Source organism: Marinobacter daepoensis DSM 16072, from assembly GCF_000421165.1.
In the GTDB taxonomy this organism is placed as follows: Bacteria; Pseudomonadota; Gammaproteobacteria; order Pseudomonadales; family Oleiphilaceae; genus Marinobacter; species Marinobacter daepoensis.
In genome coordinates, this window is the sequence record NZ_ATWI01000008.1 from 108,072 (window position 1) to 122,363 (window position 14,292).

The window sequence follows — 14,292 nt, forward strand, 5'->3', positions numbered from 1 at the left end:
CAAGGAGTCAATATGTTGAGTGTCAGTTTGGGGCCGATGGTGTTGTCTTTGCAGAACGCTTTGTTGTTCTTCGCGTTTTTTGTTGCCCTGATTGTGGGAGCAATTATCGGCCGGAAAGAAGGTATCCCCGTGGCCGGGACCTTGTCGGACATCTTTCTGGCCGCCCTGGTGACCGCACGGGTTGGCTTCGTGATCCGTTACTTTGAGCACTATCAGGAATCGTTGTGGCGCGTGATCGATATCCGGGATGGCGGCTTTGATGTTGTTGCCGGCCTGGTGGGCGTGCTCACGATTCTGGTCTGGAAGTTATGGCGGCATCCGGCCATCAGGAAACCGCTGGGCAGCGCGGCCGCTGCGGGACTGCTGGTCTGGGGCGGAGTGCTATCGGTCATCAACCTGATTGAAAGCCAGTCCAGAGTAGTGCCCGAAGTACCGTTGGCATATCTGGATGAGCGTCCTGCGTCTCTGGCGGAGGTAGCGGGTGGGCAGCCAATGGTGGTGAACCTTTGGGCCAGTTGGTGCCCGCCGTGTGTGCGGGAAATGCCGGTGCTTGAAAAGGCGCAGCGCGAGAATCCCGATATCACGTTTGTGTTTGTGAATCAGGGGGAGCAGGCCGGCACCATTCGACGTTTTCTTGGGCAGCATGATCTGTCTCTGGATAATGTCCTGACCGATGTTCAGGGTGGAATGGGCAAAATCACCGGGAGTCAGGCGTTGCCGACGACGCTGTTTTACGACGCTCAGGGGCGGCAGGTGGACGCTCATCTGGGGGAGCTGTCCTCAGCTTCCCTGGCTCATCGACTGAAACGTTTTAACGAGAATTGATGTAAACCGGAGTACAACCATGAAGTTAGTCAAGTCTGTAATGAAACCTGCTGTGCTGGCGATTGCGTTGTCGGGCGCGGCAATGAGTACCCCGCTATGGGCCGAAGAGTCTCACCCTGACGCTGTGCAGCAACTGATTTCCCGGGGAGTCTCCATTGATGGGACCTTTGACGCGCCCGGAGGCATGACCGGCTATGTCGGCAACATGCAGGGGCGTGCAGTGGCCTTTTACCTGACCTCGGATAAACAGCACGTGGTTGTGGGGCCGATGCTAGACGCCAAAGGTGAGAATCTGACCGAGCCGAAAATCCAGGAACTGGTGATTGGGCCTCAGAATGAAAAGGCCTGGGGGCAACTCGAAAACTCGGAATGGGTCCGGGACGGCAGCCCGGAAGCACCGGTGGTGGTGTACACGTTTACCGACCCTAACTGCCCCTACTGCCATCGTTTTCGCCAGTCTGCTGAACCCTGGATTGAGGCGGGTGAAGTGCAGCTTCGTCACGTGATGGTGGGCATCCTGAAGGAAGACAGTCTGCCTAAAGCGGCCACCATTCTGGGCGCCGATGACCCGGAGCAGGCCCTGGCGGACAACCAGAATCAGCACGATCAGGGGGGAATCGAGGTGGATCGCGAGATCGTCAGTGCCAATGCCCGACGCGTGCAGGCGAACAACCAGTTGATGTCCAGCCTTGGTTTAAGCGCAACGCCGAGCACTTACTATCGCGATGGAAACGGAACCGTCCAGATGAAACAGGGCGCCCCCCGGCCCGGGGAAATGGAAGGGATCATGGGAACACCAAAGCCCTGAGCGTGCTCTCGATGGCTTTGCCTGCACAACCGTGGGTAAAGCCATCTAGCGGTGTTTAAGCCAAATGCAGAGATACAGCCCAAGTGCCTGAAGCGTCGCGAGGCAGGCCAGGACACCTTGCCACCCCCAGGCTGAAAATGAATAGCCCGCCAGTGTGGCGCCAATCGCACCACCGAGATAGTAAAAGCTGAGGTAGTAACCGGTTGCAACGCTTGGGGGCACGGACACCGAGGTGCTGAGTATTCGGGTTGTGATGGTCTGAAAAACGTAAGTAGCTGTGGCGAAGAGCCCGACGCCGATATACGGCGATGTATTTCTCGTGGCTAGAACCCAAAGTGCCAGCCACGATAAAAGAATGAGAAGTGACGCCAGGGTGGTCTCGCTCAGACGCCGACGAAGGACATGGGCCGAGAGCACGAAAAACAAGGCGGGCAGGCAGGCGAGATACAGAGTGCCAATACGTTCGGAAGTCCAGGCGTGCGGTGGTTGTGACAGCCACAACCCCAGAGCGGTGAAAACGGTGCTTTGAGTGAACAGAAGCGCGAACCCGGACAGGTAGGCGATCAGCAGTGTTCTGTCGGACATCGCAAACCTGACAGACGCCCCGAGAGAGGGCGGATGCAGGTCACCGGTGCCGGGGGCGAACACGTTTATTCTGGATAAATGGTTAAGAGCAGCAGCGGCCAGGGCCATCAGGCCTGCAGCACCCAAAAAACCGGATTCCCATCCCAGAGTATCCACACTCCAGGCCGGGTAGAGCCGGCTCAACGTACTTCCAAGAATGGTGCCAGCTACGTACAGGGGGACGAAACGCAAGGGATTTCCCGACACCAGTGTCATGGTGGCGGTCAGAAGAAATGGCAGGGCGGCTCCCTGAACGAGACGTAGAAAAAACAGTCCGGCGTGGCTGGTCGTGAAGGCGATCAGGGCATTCAGCACCCCCAGGGTGAGAAAACCTGTCACCAAAACAGCAGACGGTTTGGTCCGCCGGGTTATGATAGCCGCGATGGGGGCGACCACGGTCATCCCGAGTAACGATGCCATAGTGAGCCAGCCAGCGTCGGCTATCGTGGATTCAAATCGGTGACTGAGCTGGGGGAACAGGGCCTGCAGCTGGTACAGATTAAAAAAAGCTCCCAGTGAGCCGATCATCACGGCAGTACGCATGTCTGGTTCCTTTCCGGGGAAGGATCACACGCTAATGGGGCTCAGCCGCGGGCGGAAGGTCGGTTTTTATATCGCAGTGAGTCGGAATCTGACAGAGCGTGACGCCGGGAACTCTAGTAATCTCTGTCGAAAGGGTGGGAGGGATTGATGGTTGAGTTGAAGCAGATACAGCATTTCATTGCGGTGGCTGAGGAGCTTAACTTCCGGCGCGCAGCAGAAAGATTACACATCACCCAACCCCCGCTCAGCCAAAGTATAAAGGCACTGGAAGACACCATGGGCGTCAGGCTGTTTGATCGGAATACCCGAGGTGTCCGGCTGACCAAAGCGGGAGAGGTGTTTCTTGGCCAGAGTCGTGACCTGCTGAGAGCTGCGCAGAAAAGCGTTCAGGCAGCGAAGCAGGCCGCTCGGGGTGAGGTGGGGGAGCTGCGCATTGGTTATTCGGCCAGCGCCATCTTTTCTGAACGCTTCACGAAAGCGTTGGCGCAACTGCTTGCCGAGCGCCCGGAGCTTGAGTTGGAGCTGTGTTCAGGCAATGCCCTGAGGCAGGTAGCGGCTGTTAGATCGGGGGATACCGATGTGGCTCTGCTCCGGGCCGGGCTTCGTGAAGAGTCGTTGTCGGGGGTGTCTGTTTGCCACTTAGGTGATGAGCCGCTTTACGTGATCCTCCCGCCAGGGCACCGTCTGCAGGCGCGATCGTCTATTTCTCTGGAGGAGCTTGACGGTGAGCGACTGTTGCTTCAGCCAGCTGTACAGAGAACGTTTCTGAGGCGCCAGTTGGAAGCCTTGGCCGACGCCGCCGGGGTTCCCCTTGATTGTTTTCTTGAAGTCCCGGATATCGGCAGTACGCTCTGTTTTGTCAGAGCCGGGATTGGCCTCACGATCCTGCCTGCGAGTGCCGCGTCCGTGGCGCACAATCTGGTGGTGCGGCCGCTCGCCGAACAGGAAGCGTCACAGCCTTTGCTCATGGTCTACCGGGAGGGCAGCCCCTTGAGTGAGCGGCTTTATGAGTTGGTTGATGGTCGTCGTTGAGCCTCGAAACTGAAGATGAGGTCTTCGTTGGAGGGTGGCTTGCCATGCTGGTAACCGCCCGAGATCTCAATGTTGTCGAACCCGGCCTCTTTAAGCGCGAGACACAGTTCGTTGATGCCCCACCAGCGAAGATTGAAAAAGTCGACCTCGGTCGTCAGCAAAGCTCCATCTTTCCAATGCTCGTAACGCAGGCACGAAAATGATGTCTGGTTTGCATAATCGACCTCGGGTGAGCTGCTTGTCAGTGTCAGGAGTTCACGTTCATTAACCTGCCACCGGCGCATAGCCCCGGAGGGCTCCAGCAGGCCTTTCATGTGGTCGATATCCAGAATCAGCGAGCCCCCGGGAGCGAGCAGATCATGAAACTTGCGAAGCAGGTCCTGTGCGGCCTTCGCTTGGGTAACCAATTGGAAGGAACCTGCGGGCATGATGATGGCGTCGAAGGTGGTTGTCGCCTGGAAGTCGCTGAATGTCTGGCAGGTCAGTGAGGGTGAAAGCTGGCGTGCCGCGCATTCACGCCTGCAGTAATCGAGCATGTCCTCTGAAGCATCGAATCCCTCAATCTGAAAACCTGCCTCCAGCAACGGTATAAACACCCGGCCATTGCCAACGGCAGGTTCCAGTATGGGGCCGGAATAGTTCTGAAGTCGATCCCGGTAAAATTTGATATCACCAAAGGAGCGGCCTATCGGTTTGTCCAGATGGTAGACCCAGGAGGCCAGTTTTCCGTAACGATTTTCCATATTCCGCTCCCATAAAACGTTGCTGGCGCAGGGCTCAGCCCTCGCTGACCGTATCAAAACCTTCCTGCGCGGTGCTGCCGACTCCAATTCGCGTAAGCGCCTGTAGTTTGTGCGAGACGCCCACGAGTTCGGCTACCTACCTGCTTCTTTGTTTGTTTTCTGTCAATAAGACATTGTTTTTAGCCATTGAAGCGCGCTGTTTTTTTGTCACTTTCTGTTAACTGAACAGTCACAGTTCATGTTTAGGGTGGCGCTTCCGTACAAACTGACAGAGGCGTAAAGACATGCAAACCCTATCCCGTAAACAATGGCGAAAAGCGGCCCTTCCCTTGGCCGTGAGCGTGCTTTTGACGGCGTGTGGCAGCGACAGTGACAGCTCGGACGATAAGGTGACTGGCCCTGTGACAGACTCGGGCCCCAGTTTCACGATTGCCGTGATTCCGGATACCCAGAAGTACTCCCGATATTCCCCTGAGCGCTTTGTGGCCCAGACCCAGTGGATTGCGAGCAATTATCAGGAGGAAGACATTGAGTTCACCCTTCACCTGGGCGATGTGGTGGACCGGGCTGCTGAACCCAGTGAGTGGACCTACGCGCGCCAGGCCATGCAGGTGCTAGAGGCGAATGCCGAGACTCCATACAGCGTACTGGCCGGAAACCACGATGTTCTGAACAGCGGCCAGTGGGATGATGAGCGGACTTACGCGAATGAACCGTTCCTGACGAATTTCCCGGCGGCCTTGCAGGCCGGTAACTTCACAACTTTCCAGGGCACAGATGATACCGGTTTCAGCAGTTATCACATCTTCTCTGCGGATGACCGGGAGTTCCTGGTACTGGCGCTGGACTGGCGCTCATCTGAACAGACCGTGGCCTGGGCTCAGTCTGTGCTTGATCAACATCCGGATTTGCCGGTCATTCTGACCACTCACCAGCTTCTGAATATTGCCGGTGACGGAGAAACTGCGATCTTTACGGATCACGGCGCGATGCTGTGGGACAACCTGATTCGCAGCAACGATCAGATCTTCCTGACCTTTAACGGCCACCATCACGGCGAAGCCATGATGGTTGGCAAGAACGACTACGGCCGGGATGTGGTCATGGTGGTGGTCGATTATCAGTCCGGGTTCTGGGGTGGTAACGGCATGATGCAGCTGGTCGGTTTTGATGAAGCCAATGACGAGCTGGACTTCCGCTCGTTCTCTCCGTGGGTGGCCGAGATACCGGAAGACCAGCGGCAGCCGCAGGATGAACTGGAACGCTGGGAGTTCAGTGTACCGATGGATTTCGACAAGCGCTTTGCCAGCTTTAATGATGACACCGGGACGGATGAACCCGGAAACATCGAAGGCACCCAGGCCTACTGGATTCTGGATGAGGCCCATCGCGCAACGACAACAACGGGTGACATACAGTTCCTGGATGCTTCCGGGAAAGGCAATAGTCTGAATCTGGTGCCTCTGAATGGTCCCCAGGGAGATCGGGAGCAGTATTTCAGCGTGATTCAGGAGTCGGCTCCGTTCGGCTATGCATCCGGAGCTGCCCGGTTCCGGGGTAACAACACCACAGGCGGGTATTACCTGACGACCAATGGCCCGGGGCTGACGTTCAGCGACAGCGCTGCTGGCAAACCGGGTTATTTGCCGACTTACACCATCGAAGCCATTGTTCGTCTGCCGGATGACTGGAAATCTGAGGACAACAAATGGTCCGGTATTCTGAATCACCAGCCTCAGATCACGCAGGTGTGCCAGTATCACGAAGTAACCTGTGGCGGTGGCGATGCCTCTCTGGGGCTCAACGTGTCCTCCCTCAAGGAGTTTCAGTGGGTCAGCACCTCCCAGAACGGGAAGGGCCCGGATAACTGGTCCTGGGAAGTGATGAACGACTACTGGTATCACATCGCTCTGGTGAATGATGGCGAGAAAGTGCAGATGTATGTGGATGGTTCCCTGGTGATGAGAACTGGCGTGGGCGAGCAGCAGGGTTTGCTGGTTGAGCCGGGACAGCCCTGGGCGATTGGGGCCAACAGCTGGGAAGGCATGCCGGGCAATCTGTTTGCCGGGGATATTGCGGAAATCCGGATCAACAACCGGGTGCTGGATCGCACCGAGTGGTTGCTGAATCAATAAACAAAGTGGCTCCGGGGCAGGGATGCTCCGGAGCCGGTAACGGAAGCCGTTGGCCGACCGGATGGTCTGCCAACGGTTTACCAGGGTCAGGGTTGATTGCAGAACAGGTTGGCTTCTTCCTGACGGCTCAGTCTGACCATGTCCACCTCGCCCTTGAGCGGTGTCTGAGCGACGCTGCCCCATCCTGCGCCGACCATGATGCCGGTGGTTCCCCGCGACAACATAGGCTGGCCCATTGCCCGGTCAAAACCGGCAACCGCCTCACAACCCAGTTGTACCTGAAGCTGGTCTCCGTCGCTGGAGATCCACAGTTCCTGCCAGTCGGTCTCGGGCAGGCCGATCACCAGCCGACGGTCCTGATTGGGGAGGTGAAGTACCGCAGTGTCGCCGTTCATCTGTAAATCCAACGCCTGCCCGCGCTGGCTGCCCAGCGAGACAGCGCTGCCGAGCTCTTCAGACTGGCTCCGGGCTCGCACATGCAGCGTGAAGCGTTCGCCAATCACTGTATTGGCGAGGACCGAGTCCGGCCCGGTCGACAGTTGATAAGCGCCGTTGAAGTTCAGAACCTGACCGATTTCCCCGGCTTCGGTACCGATCGGTGCGGTGTCTGGTTCGCCATAGTCGGGTGACTGGGCGTACAGCAGGTTTCCGTAGGCAGAGTAATCGTTGACGCAGAAGCCGTCGCAGGCTTCTTCCTGGTCCATCACCCAGAAACCCAGCACATACCCGTCAACGGGCATGTATTCGACCGGATGTTCCACGGGCACTTCGGTGATGACGTCGACGTAGCGGGTTTTATCGCTGCCACAACCCATCATCAGGCTGGTCAGGCCCAGCAGAGCCAGGGACGTTTTCAGTGAATTCATGGTGATCTCCTTAGCGGCTGGCCCGCGTAGTCAGGTAGGCATCATCAACCACGGTGCCGTCCAGTGTTCGGGTCAGCACGTGCATGCGGTCTCCGATGATCTCCAGCGTGGTGTACGTGTTGACGTTGTCATCGAACAGCACATCGGCCACCAGAGCGATACCGCCGCCGTTGTTGTCGTAGTACTTGGCGGAGTCCGATCCTGCGATCAGGTAGGTTGCTCCCTGCGGGTGTGGCTGGCCTCCGGAAAGCGGCACGCTGCGCGAGTACATGTGATCGTGGCCTGAGAGCACCAGATCAACACCCAGTTCGTCCACCACCGGTGGCAGGTATTCCATGACACGACCGTTGCCCGAGGCAGCGTTCCCGTTGTAGGGCGGCCGGTGGACCATCACAATTTTCCAGGTCTGGTCGGAGGCCTGCATGTCCTGGCGCAGCCAGTTCATCATCTTCGGCCAATCGCTTTCGTCGGTCAGTTCGCTGGTGATCACTGCAATGTGTGTGTTGCCATAATCAAAGCTGTAGATGGCGCCTTCAAATGGTTCTGCCACACCGCTGTCCGTGTCGGCAAACCGGAACATGGAGGCGAATTTCTGGGCACCCTCGTTGTAGACTTCGTGGTTGCCTTCGGTTGGGACAAACAGACGGGACGCCATCATGTCGTCGCCTTCGAGCGCTTCCAGGAACAAACGCAGGTAGCGGTAGTCACTCAGGTCTTCGGTGAAATCTCCCACATGCAGGATCAGGTCTCCGTCGGGTAGCTGCGCCTGCATCTTGCGATACAGTTCGGTTACCAGCCCGCTGCCATTGAACAGGTTGTCGTTGGAGACGGTCTGGGTGTCTCCGAACAGGTGGATATTCACCCGGTCGTCGCCATCGTCTGTGGTGAAGTTATATCCGGGGCTGTCGTTGCCATAGCCGTCGCCAACCACATAGTGGTATTGAGTCCCTGGCTTCAGGTTGTCCAGCGTTGCGTGATGTACGCGCACCACGCCGGCTTCGCTGCCATAGAAGAACGGCATGATTTCCGAGTCACCGTAGCGGGTCTGGTCGAGAGATCCTTCACCAAAGCGAACCTCGGAGGTGTTCACGTCGGTTGAGGTGTACCAGGTCAGATTGAGCTGTGACGCATCTTTGCCGGGCGTCATGTAGACATGGCGCGGGGCCGGGGTAAGGCGTTCGGCCAGCGCCTGAACCTCGGTCATCAGGGATGAGCCCTGGGTGTCGTAGGTGCGGAACAGCAGGTTCTGAGAGTCGCTGCCATACGGCATACTGACCTGCAGGCGGCCTTCTGAATCGGTCTGTCCCAGCACGGTCACATCGCTGACCTGATCGGTACCACTGCTGTATTTGAAGGTTTCCACCGTCACGTTCGGTGCGGCTTTGCCTTGCTGGTCCACCACCAGAAGGTCCAGCTGCTGACCGCTGATTCCCCAGTGAGTCATCAGACGATACCGGCTGCCCACCTCCTTGCGGATAACCGGGTGATGGTAGGTTTCGCCATCCAGGTGCCCGTTAACCACCACCGAAACAAAGGTGTTCTGGATGTAGTCCCGCACCTTGAGTTCAAGGTAGGCAACCACGCCAGTGTCCTGGCTGAAGCCGGAGAAGCGGCCGCTCCACTGCCCATTGGTGGTGACCACATTTGTGGCAGTAAGGTCGGCATCCAGAACCGAAAGCGAAGCTTTCGTGGCGTCGTAATCCAGATTCAGGTCGAGCTGGGAGAAGGACTGCCCGTCGACTGCCCGGATCGGCAGGGTGAACGTACCGCCGGGGTAGAACTGCACGTTGTCACTGTCGATGTACACCCGTGGTGCGCCGGTCTTCACCTCAAACAGGTAGTCACCCGCGGTCACGTTGCCGTTGTTGTCCTGCACGCGGTAATCCACACGATGCCAGCCATCCGCCAGATTGGCGGTCTGGTAGGACAGCCGGTCCACGCCGTTGTTGGTGAGGGAGTAAGACACGTCTTGTCCGTCCAGCGCCAGATATGCGCTGTCAAAGGCCACACCCGAGGCGTCGTTCACTTGCAGTGCAATGGTTGGCGAGGCGTTGGTTATGGTGGCGTCTGCCCCTGGCGTTGCGGTGACACCCGGGCCGCTCAGGTCGGTGTTGTCGCTATAGATCGCCGTGAAGTTATCCAGAATAACGTGCGAATCGATACGCTCAGCGGTTTTCAGAACAAGGAACCGGAACGGCTGGAAAAAGCGCAGGGGCTCTTTGTAGCCGGAGCCGATCTCCGCTTTCATAAAGTGCCAGCCCCGTTCGGGCAGGGAATCGCCACTGTTGTTGTAGTTCAGAACCACGGTTTTTCCGTCGGCATCTTTCAGGGTGCCGCGTACCCACCAGACTTTTCCGGCCAGCTCGTCGGGAATGTAGACGTTTACGCCGAGGTAGCGGGGATAGCCCGGCAGTTCGGTGACCTGGCCCGGGTCGGTAAAGTAGGCGCCAAAGGTGCCCGGTTGAGCGGGATCGGCCTGCCAGCTCAGCTTCATGGAAACATCGCCGTCAAACACCTGGTCAGAGATCGGGTCCAGAGCGACGGATTTGTGTCGGGCACCGCCGGGGGCAAAGGCGCTGTTGTCGCCTTCAAAGTCGGTGACCAGTTCCGGTGCCACACCGATTTTGACGTCGGTGCTGGCGCTGAGCCCGGCGGCGGTTGCGGTCACCCGGCAGCTGCGGCCCTGCACTGGGGCGGCTGACAACAGACCGGTGGCGGGATCAATCGCACAGTCGTCGGTGTTGTCGAGTGTGTAGGTGATAACGTTGCTGGAGTAGTAGATGGATTCGCCCTGGCTCAGAAGCTGAGGGCGAAGCTGCAGGCTGCCAGCGCTGTCGATGGTGTACTGATCGCTGCTGAAACGGATCTCGTCGATGTCATCGGTCACACGTACGCGGGCAACGCCTTTCTGATCACCCACCTCGACCACGACATAGCCCTCGGCGCTGCCCGAACTGGCTTTGAAGGCGCCGGTTCGGGCATCGATCAGGCCAAGGCTGGCATCGCTGACACCGAATTCCGGAACATCACCACCCTGTTCCCAGGACTCAGAATCGTAGCCGACGCCCCGGAAGCGGCGGTAGACCGAGCCTGACATCAGGGTCAGTTCCCGGGGATACACCGCCACCGAGTCTGAGGTGCTTTGCGCTACCTCGCTGTTCAGGACCAGCCCCCATTTGGTGGCCGTTTCCCGCTCACCGCCATCGGATGGCACGTTAACCAAGTGGGTGTAGCGCTCTCCTGGGAGGCGCGCCGCAAGGGTGGATGAACCGCCCCCGTCCAGGTTGATGGCTTTGACCGCTCCGTAGCCGATCATGATCTGGCCGAGCTTGGTCTGGGTGATGCCATCGTAGAGCGAGCCCACCGGTTTATCCACCACCAGGAAAAAGGCGCTGCCATCTGCGCGGATACCAAAGGCTGTCCGGCTGCTGATGGCTACCTCGTCCTGGTTGCTACCGAGTTGTCCGTCCTTGACCAGTAAGCCGCGTCCAAAACCGGCCCCCAGAGCACTTTCAACATTGTCCCAGGCCGGATCGTCGGTCTCGTAACGAATATCGATGTGGCTGCCCACAGTCAGATTGCCATCATCCACGACCAGAGCATGGCCGGCTGGCACAACGTAGTCCGTGCGGTTATCCACCCGTGAAACCACGACACCGGACAGTGGGGGTAACTGCACGCTGTTTTGGCCTTCGCCGCGCTCGACCACGCTGATGCCGTTGGCCTCTGAGTCGATTAGTACGGCTTTCCGGCCCGTCAGATCAATCGTGCCGCGATAGCTTTCCGCGCCGTAAAACTCCAGAGGCGAGGTGCCTCGGCTGAAGGCGCGGTTGGTCTGGGAGGCCTGGTCAAAGTAGTGAATGTTGCCCAGAGGATTCAGAAGCTGACCATTCTGGTACACGTTCAGGGTAAACGCAGGTACCTGTTCCAGAATATCAACAGAACCGTCTTTGTAGACGACGATTGCTTCTTCGCTGCGATCGGAGAAACCGGTGTAGGTGACGCCGTCCTTTTTGATCAGGCCCATGTTCCAGCCCTGGGACATACTGTACGGGTCGGCATTCACGGCCAGGATAACCGGTTGCCCCTGATCAATGGCGTGGTTGGCTGACCCGGTGGTTGTTTCAAACGAGAACTGCCCTTTGGAACGCGTCAGCGGGACCATGGAGAGGCCAGCTCCCGGGGTGAACTCTGCGCTGAAGATCCCTTCGTTGCGGACATGGTTCAGGCGCCCGCTGGTCAGGACCAGATCTGGGGTGATCTCGAAGCGCTGGTAACCGGAAATGTCTGTGGCCATGGTTTCACGGGCGGTCAGCCCCTGAACCTGAGGTGCGGGCTCCGGAAGAAACTGGTCTTCGGCATCCGAAGGCGGCGCGATGATGTTGGCCGTAAATTGCTCTGTGCCGGAAAGGTCATCGACGTAGGGCGTGTCTTTATCAACCGGCACGTTCACTTCCCGGTCGACGTACCGGGTATCAGAATCGTCAATACAACCTGCCAGCAATGCGGTAATTAACGACGGCAAGACCGCCGCGCGCCATCGTATGGCGCGTGGAACAGAAAGTCTCATGGTGTTCTCCCGAACAACTAGGAAGGGAGCGGGGGCAGAATCGCCCCGCTCGGGAGCGATCACGATATCGAGGGGCGGTGTCAGTTTGGTGAAGGAACGGTGACAGGTGTTCCGGGCGCTCAGCAAGCTCCCTGGACTTCAATGACAAGGTCTGGCCTGAAGCTGGGCGATTCGAACTCGTTGGGATAGCCGCCCGGATTTGCGACGATGCGGGTGCCGCTGTATTCAATGTCCACTGCTTCATGGACATGTCCGTGAGCCCACAGGGCAGCTTTGCCCATCAGGCGCGACAGGTCCGAAGCAAAGGCGGGAGAGAGCGCATCGCCGGTATACCGGGGAGGGATGCAGTCGGGCAACGGGGCGTGGTGACTAACGATTACTTTAGGGCCGCTGAAGGGGGCGGCCAGCCCTGCTTCCAGCCAGTGTACGGCTTCGTGATGCAGCTGCTGGCTGGCTTCCGGAGTAAACAGGGTATCTTCTGGTTGTTCAATGATCCTGAAGTCTGGCATGAAAGCGAGGGCTTTTTCATGAGTGGCAGCTGGATCGTGCCCAGCAGATGCTGAATACAGCGCAAAATCGGTCCAGAGGGTGGTGCCAAGAAAACGGATACCGCCGATATCCACATGGGTATTGTCCAGCAGGTGGATGCCAAGCTGCCGAGCTTCCGCCTGAAGCGCTTTTCGTAACTGGGGCATGGAGTGGCCGTAGTACTCATGATTGCCCGGCACATAAATAACCGGCACATCGCGGAATTGTGCGGCCGCCCAGGCTAACCCCTGGCTGCCAGAGTGGATGTCTCCGGCCAGGATGACCACATCGGCCGGCACATCCGGCAGCCCGCGCCCTTCATAGAAATGCTCAAGGTGGAGGTCGGAAAGGATTCTCAGTCGCACAAGTCAGCCCTCAACGTTTTAAATGTTTATTGGAGCCTAGCAGGATAGAGGGCCTCTTTGCAGATAGATAAAAAGCTGCCCGAAGGCAGCTCTTGCATTGCAGTACGTGTGCCGTGAGGCTGATCTTAGCGACGGTCTTTCAGCTTGTAGTTGGCGGGTACCTCAAAGCGGCTTGCCCGCTCAGGCTGAACCTGTGCGCTGGTGACATCGTAGATGTAGGTGAAAACCGGCTTATCTTTGCCGTATCCCATGTAGTCTTTGGCTTTGTCTTCAGCCGCGGTTTGCAGCATGTTCCCGGCCAGTTTGCCAAGGGAACCGACCGGATCGCTCACGTCAAACCCGCCAGAGCCAGACGCGGCCTGTTTCTGTTGCTGACAGGCCTGGTTGTCGGCGAACCATTCCAGCTTAATGGATACCGGGTAACCTTCGAGCTGGCTCAGCCCTTTGAGAACTTCGGAATCAGAGTCCAGTTCCTGTTTTTCAATGTCACCTGAAATCATGGCGACGACTTTATACACGCTGTCTGTGAAGAACTTCGACAGGGGGTTGTTGGCGTCGGCCACGGCCTTCAGGTAGTTGTCCTGAAACTGGCCGTTGATGCCCCATACGTCCTGCATGGCGGGATCGGCCTGGGTCATCCAGAAATCCATCGTCATGACATGTTTGTCTTCATGACCCTGTTCATCCTGTGACACCATTTTCCACTGGGCTACAAACTGGTCGGCCGTAAAACCATTGACGACGCGGTCTTTATCTTTCGGTGTCACCGAAAAGCTGAATTCGGAGGTGGTCATCTGGCAGGCATCGCCGCCCGAGGGATCGTACACTTCCTCTTCTTCACTGGTTTCGCCGTTTTCCAGCTGTTCCCAGATGCTGAGGTCGGTGCAGCCCTTGAGGGGGCATTCGACATAGTTCTTCCGGGTGTGATCGACCTGCCACTGGAGGTTTTTGTCCAGGCGAGCGATATCCGCTTCGTGGGTTTCTCCAAAGATCTGCCGGGAAATCCAGGAATCAAACTCGACGGTATTTTCGATGGTGCGACGGTCGGCCAGGGTATAGGTAACCTGCTCTCCCTGGGAATCCGGAAGGATGTAACCACCAATGATGTACTTGGCTTTGACAACACTTGTGTCTGCCAGCGGCGTATTATCAACCACTTTTGGGGTGGAACACCCCGCCAGCCCCAGAGCCACAACGGCGGCAGACAGCAAGGACAATGAATACTTCACACACAACTCCCTTTATGGATCTTC

General features: G+C 57.8%; 10 protein-coding genes. 4 read left to right on the forward strand and 6 right to left on the reverse strand.

Annotation, left to right across the window (positions count from 1 at the left end; genetic code table 11):
• The first annotated feature begins 12 nt into the window (after window positions 1–12).
• On the forward strand, window positions 13–825 hold the full coding sequence (locus K325_RS0101015) for a TlpA disulfide reductase family protein (RefSeq protein ID WP_029652385.1): 813 nt from the start codon (window positions 13–15) through the stop codon (window positions 823–825).
• 19 nt (window positions 826–844) lie between these two features.
• Window positions 845–1,633 carry a thiol:disulfide interchange protein DsbG gene (gene dsbG, locus K325_RS0101020; protein WP_228128363.1) on the forward strand — a complete coding sequence of 263 codons (789 nt, stop codon included), beginning with the start codon at window positions 845–847 and terminating at the stop codon, window positions 1,631–1,633.
• Between the two features lie 45 nt (window positions 1,634–1,678).
• On the opposite strand, the gene K325_RS0101025 is transcribed toward dsbG, so the two are convergent.
• Window positions 1,679–2,800 (reverse strand): MFS transporter, encoded by a 1,122-nt coding sequence (locus K325_RS0101025; protein ID WP_029652387.1) that lies wholly within the window; start codon window positions 2,798–2,800, stop codon window positions 1,679–1,681.
• Window positions 2,801–2,947: 147 nt separating this feature from the next.
• Here K325_RS0101025 and K325_RS0101030 point away from each other — a divergent pair, with 147 nt between their 5' ends.
• Window positions 2,948–3,832: a LysR substrate-binding domain-containing protein gene (locus K325_RS0101030; protein WP_029652388.1), complete on the forward strand. Its 885-nt coding sequence runs from the start codon at window positions 2,948–2,950 to the stop codon at window positions 3,830–3,832.
• On the opposite strand, the gene K325_RS0101035 is transcribed toward K325_RS0101030, so the two are convergent.
• A complete protein-coding gene (locus tag K325_RS0101035) occupies window positions 3,805–4,575 on the reverse strand; it encodes a class I SAM-dependent methyltransferase (RefSeq protein ID WP_029652389.1) in 771 nt (256 codons plus the stop codon). The genes K325_RS0101030 and K325_RS0101035 overlap by 28 nt on opposite strands.
• Before the next feature lie 284 nt (window positions 4,576–4,859).
• Here K325_RS0101035 and K325_RS0101040 point away from each other — a divergent pair, with 284 nt between their 5' ends.
• Entirely contained in the window at window positions 4,860–6,710 is a 1,851-nt protein-coding gene (locus tag K325_RS0101040; protein WP_029652390.1) for a LamG-like jellyroll fold domain-containing protein, read from the forward strand.
• Between the two features lie 86 nt (window positions 6,711–6,796).
• On the opposite strand, the gene K325_RS0101045 is transcribed toward K325_RS0101040, so the two are convergent.
• The 4 genes from K325_RS0101045 to K325_RS0101060 all read right to left on the reverse strand — a co-directional run bounded on the left by K325_RS0101045 (window position 6,797) and on the right by K325_RS0101060 (window position 14,268).
• Window positions 6,797–7,576: a hypothetical protein gene (locus K325_RS0101045; RefSeq protein WP_029652391.1), complete on the reverse strand. Its 780-nt coding sequence runs from the start codon at window positions 7,574–7,576 to the stop codon at window positions 6,797–6,799.
• 10 nt (window positions 7,577–7,586) lie between these two features.
• Window positions 7,587–12,146 carry a phosphodiester glycosidase family protein gene (locus K325_RS0101050; RefSeq protein ID WP_211218124.1) on the reverse strand — a complete coding sequence of 1,520 codons (4,560 nt, stop codon included), beginning with the start codon at window positions 12,144–12,146 and terminating at the stop codon, window positions 7,587–7,589.
• Between the two features lie 119 nt (window positions 12,147–12,265).
• Window positions 12,266–13,039 carry a metallophosphoesterase gene (locus tag K325_RS0101055; protein WP_029652393.1) on the reverse strand — a complete coding sequence of 258 codons (774 nt, stop codon included), beginning with the start codon at window positions 13,037–13,039 and terminating at the stop codon, window positions 12,266–12,268.
• A gap of 125 nt (window positions 13,040–13,164) precedes the next feature.
• Window positions 13,165–14,268 carry a hypothetical protein gene (locus tag K325_RS0101060; RefSeq protein ID WP_029652394.1) on the reverse strand — a complete coding sequence of 368 codons (1,104 nt, stop codon included), beginning with the start codon at window positions 14,266–14,268 and terminating at the stop codon, window positions 13,165–13,167.
• Window positions 14,269–14,292 lie beyond the last annotated feature (24 nt).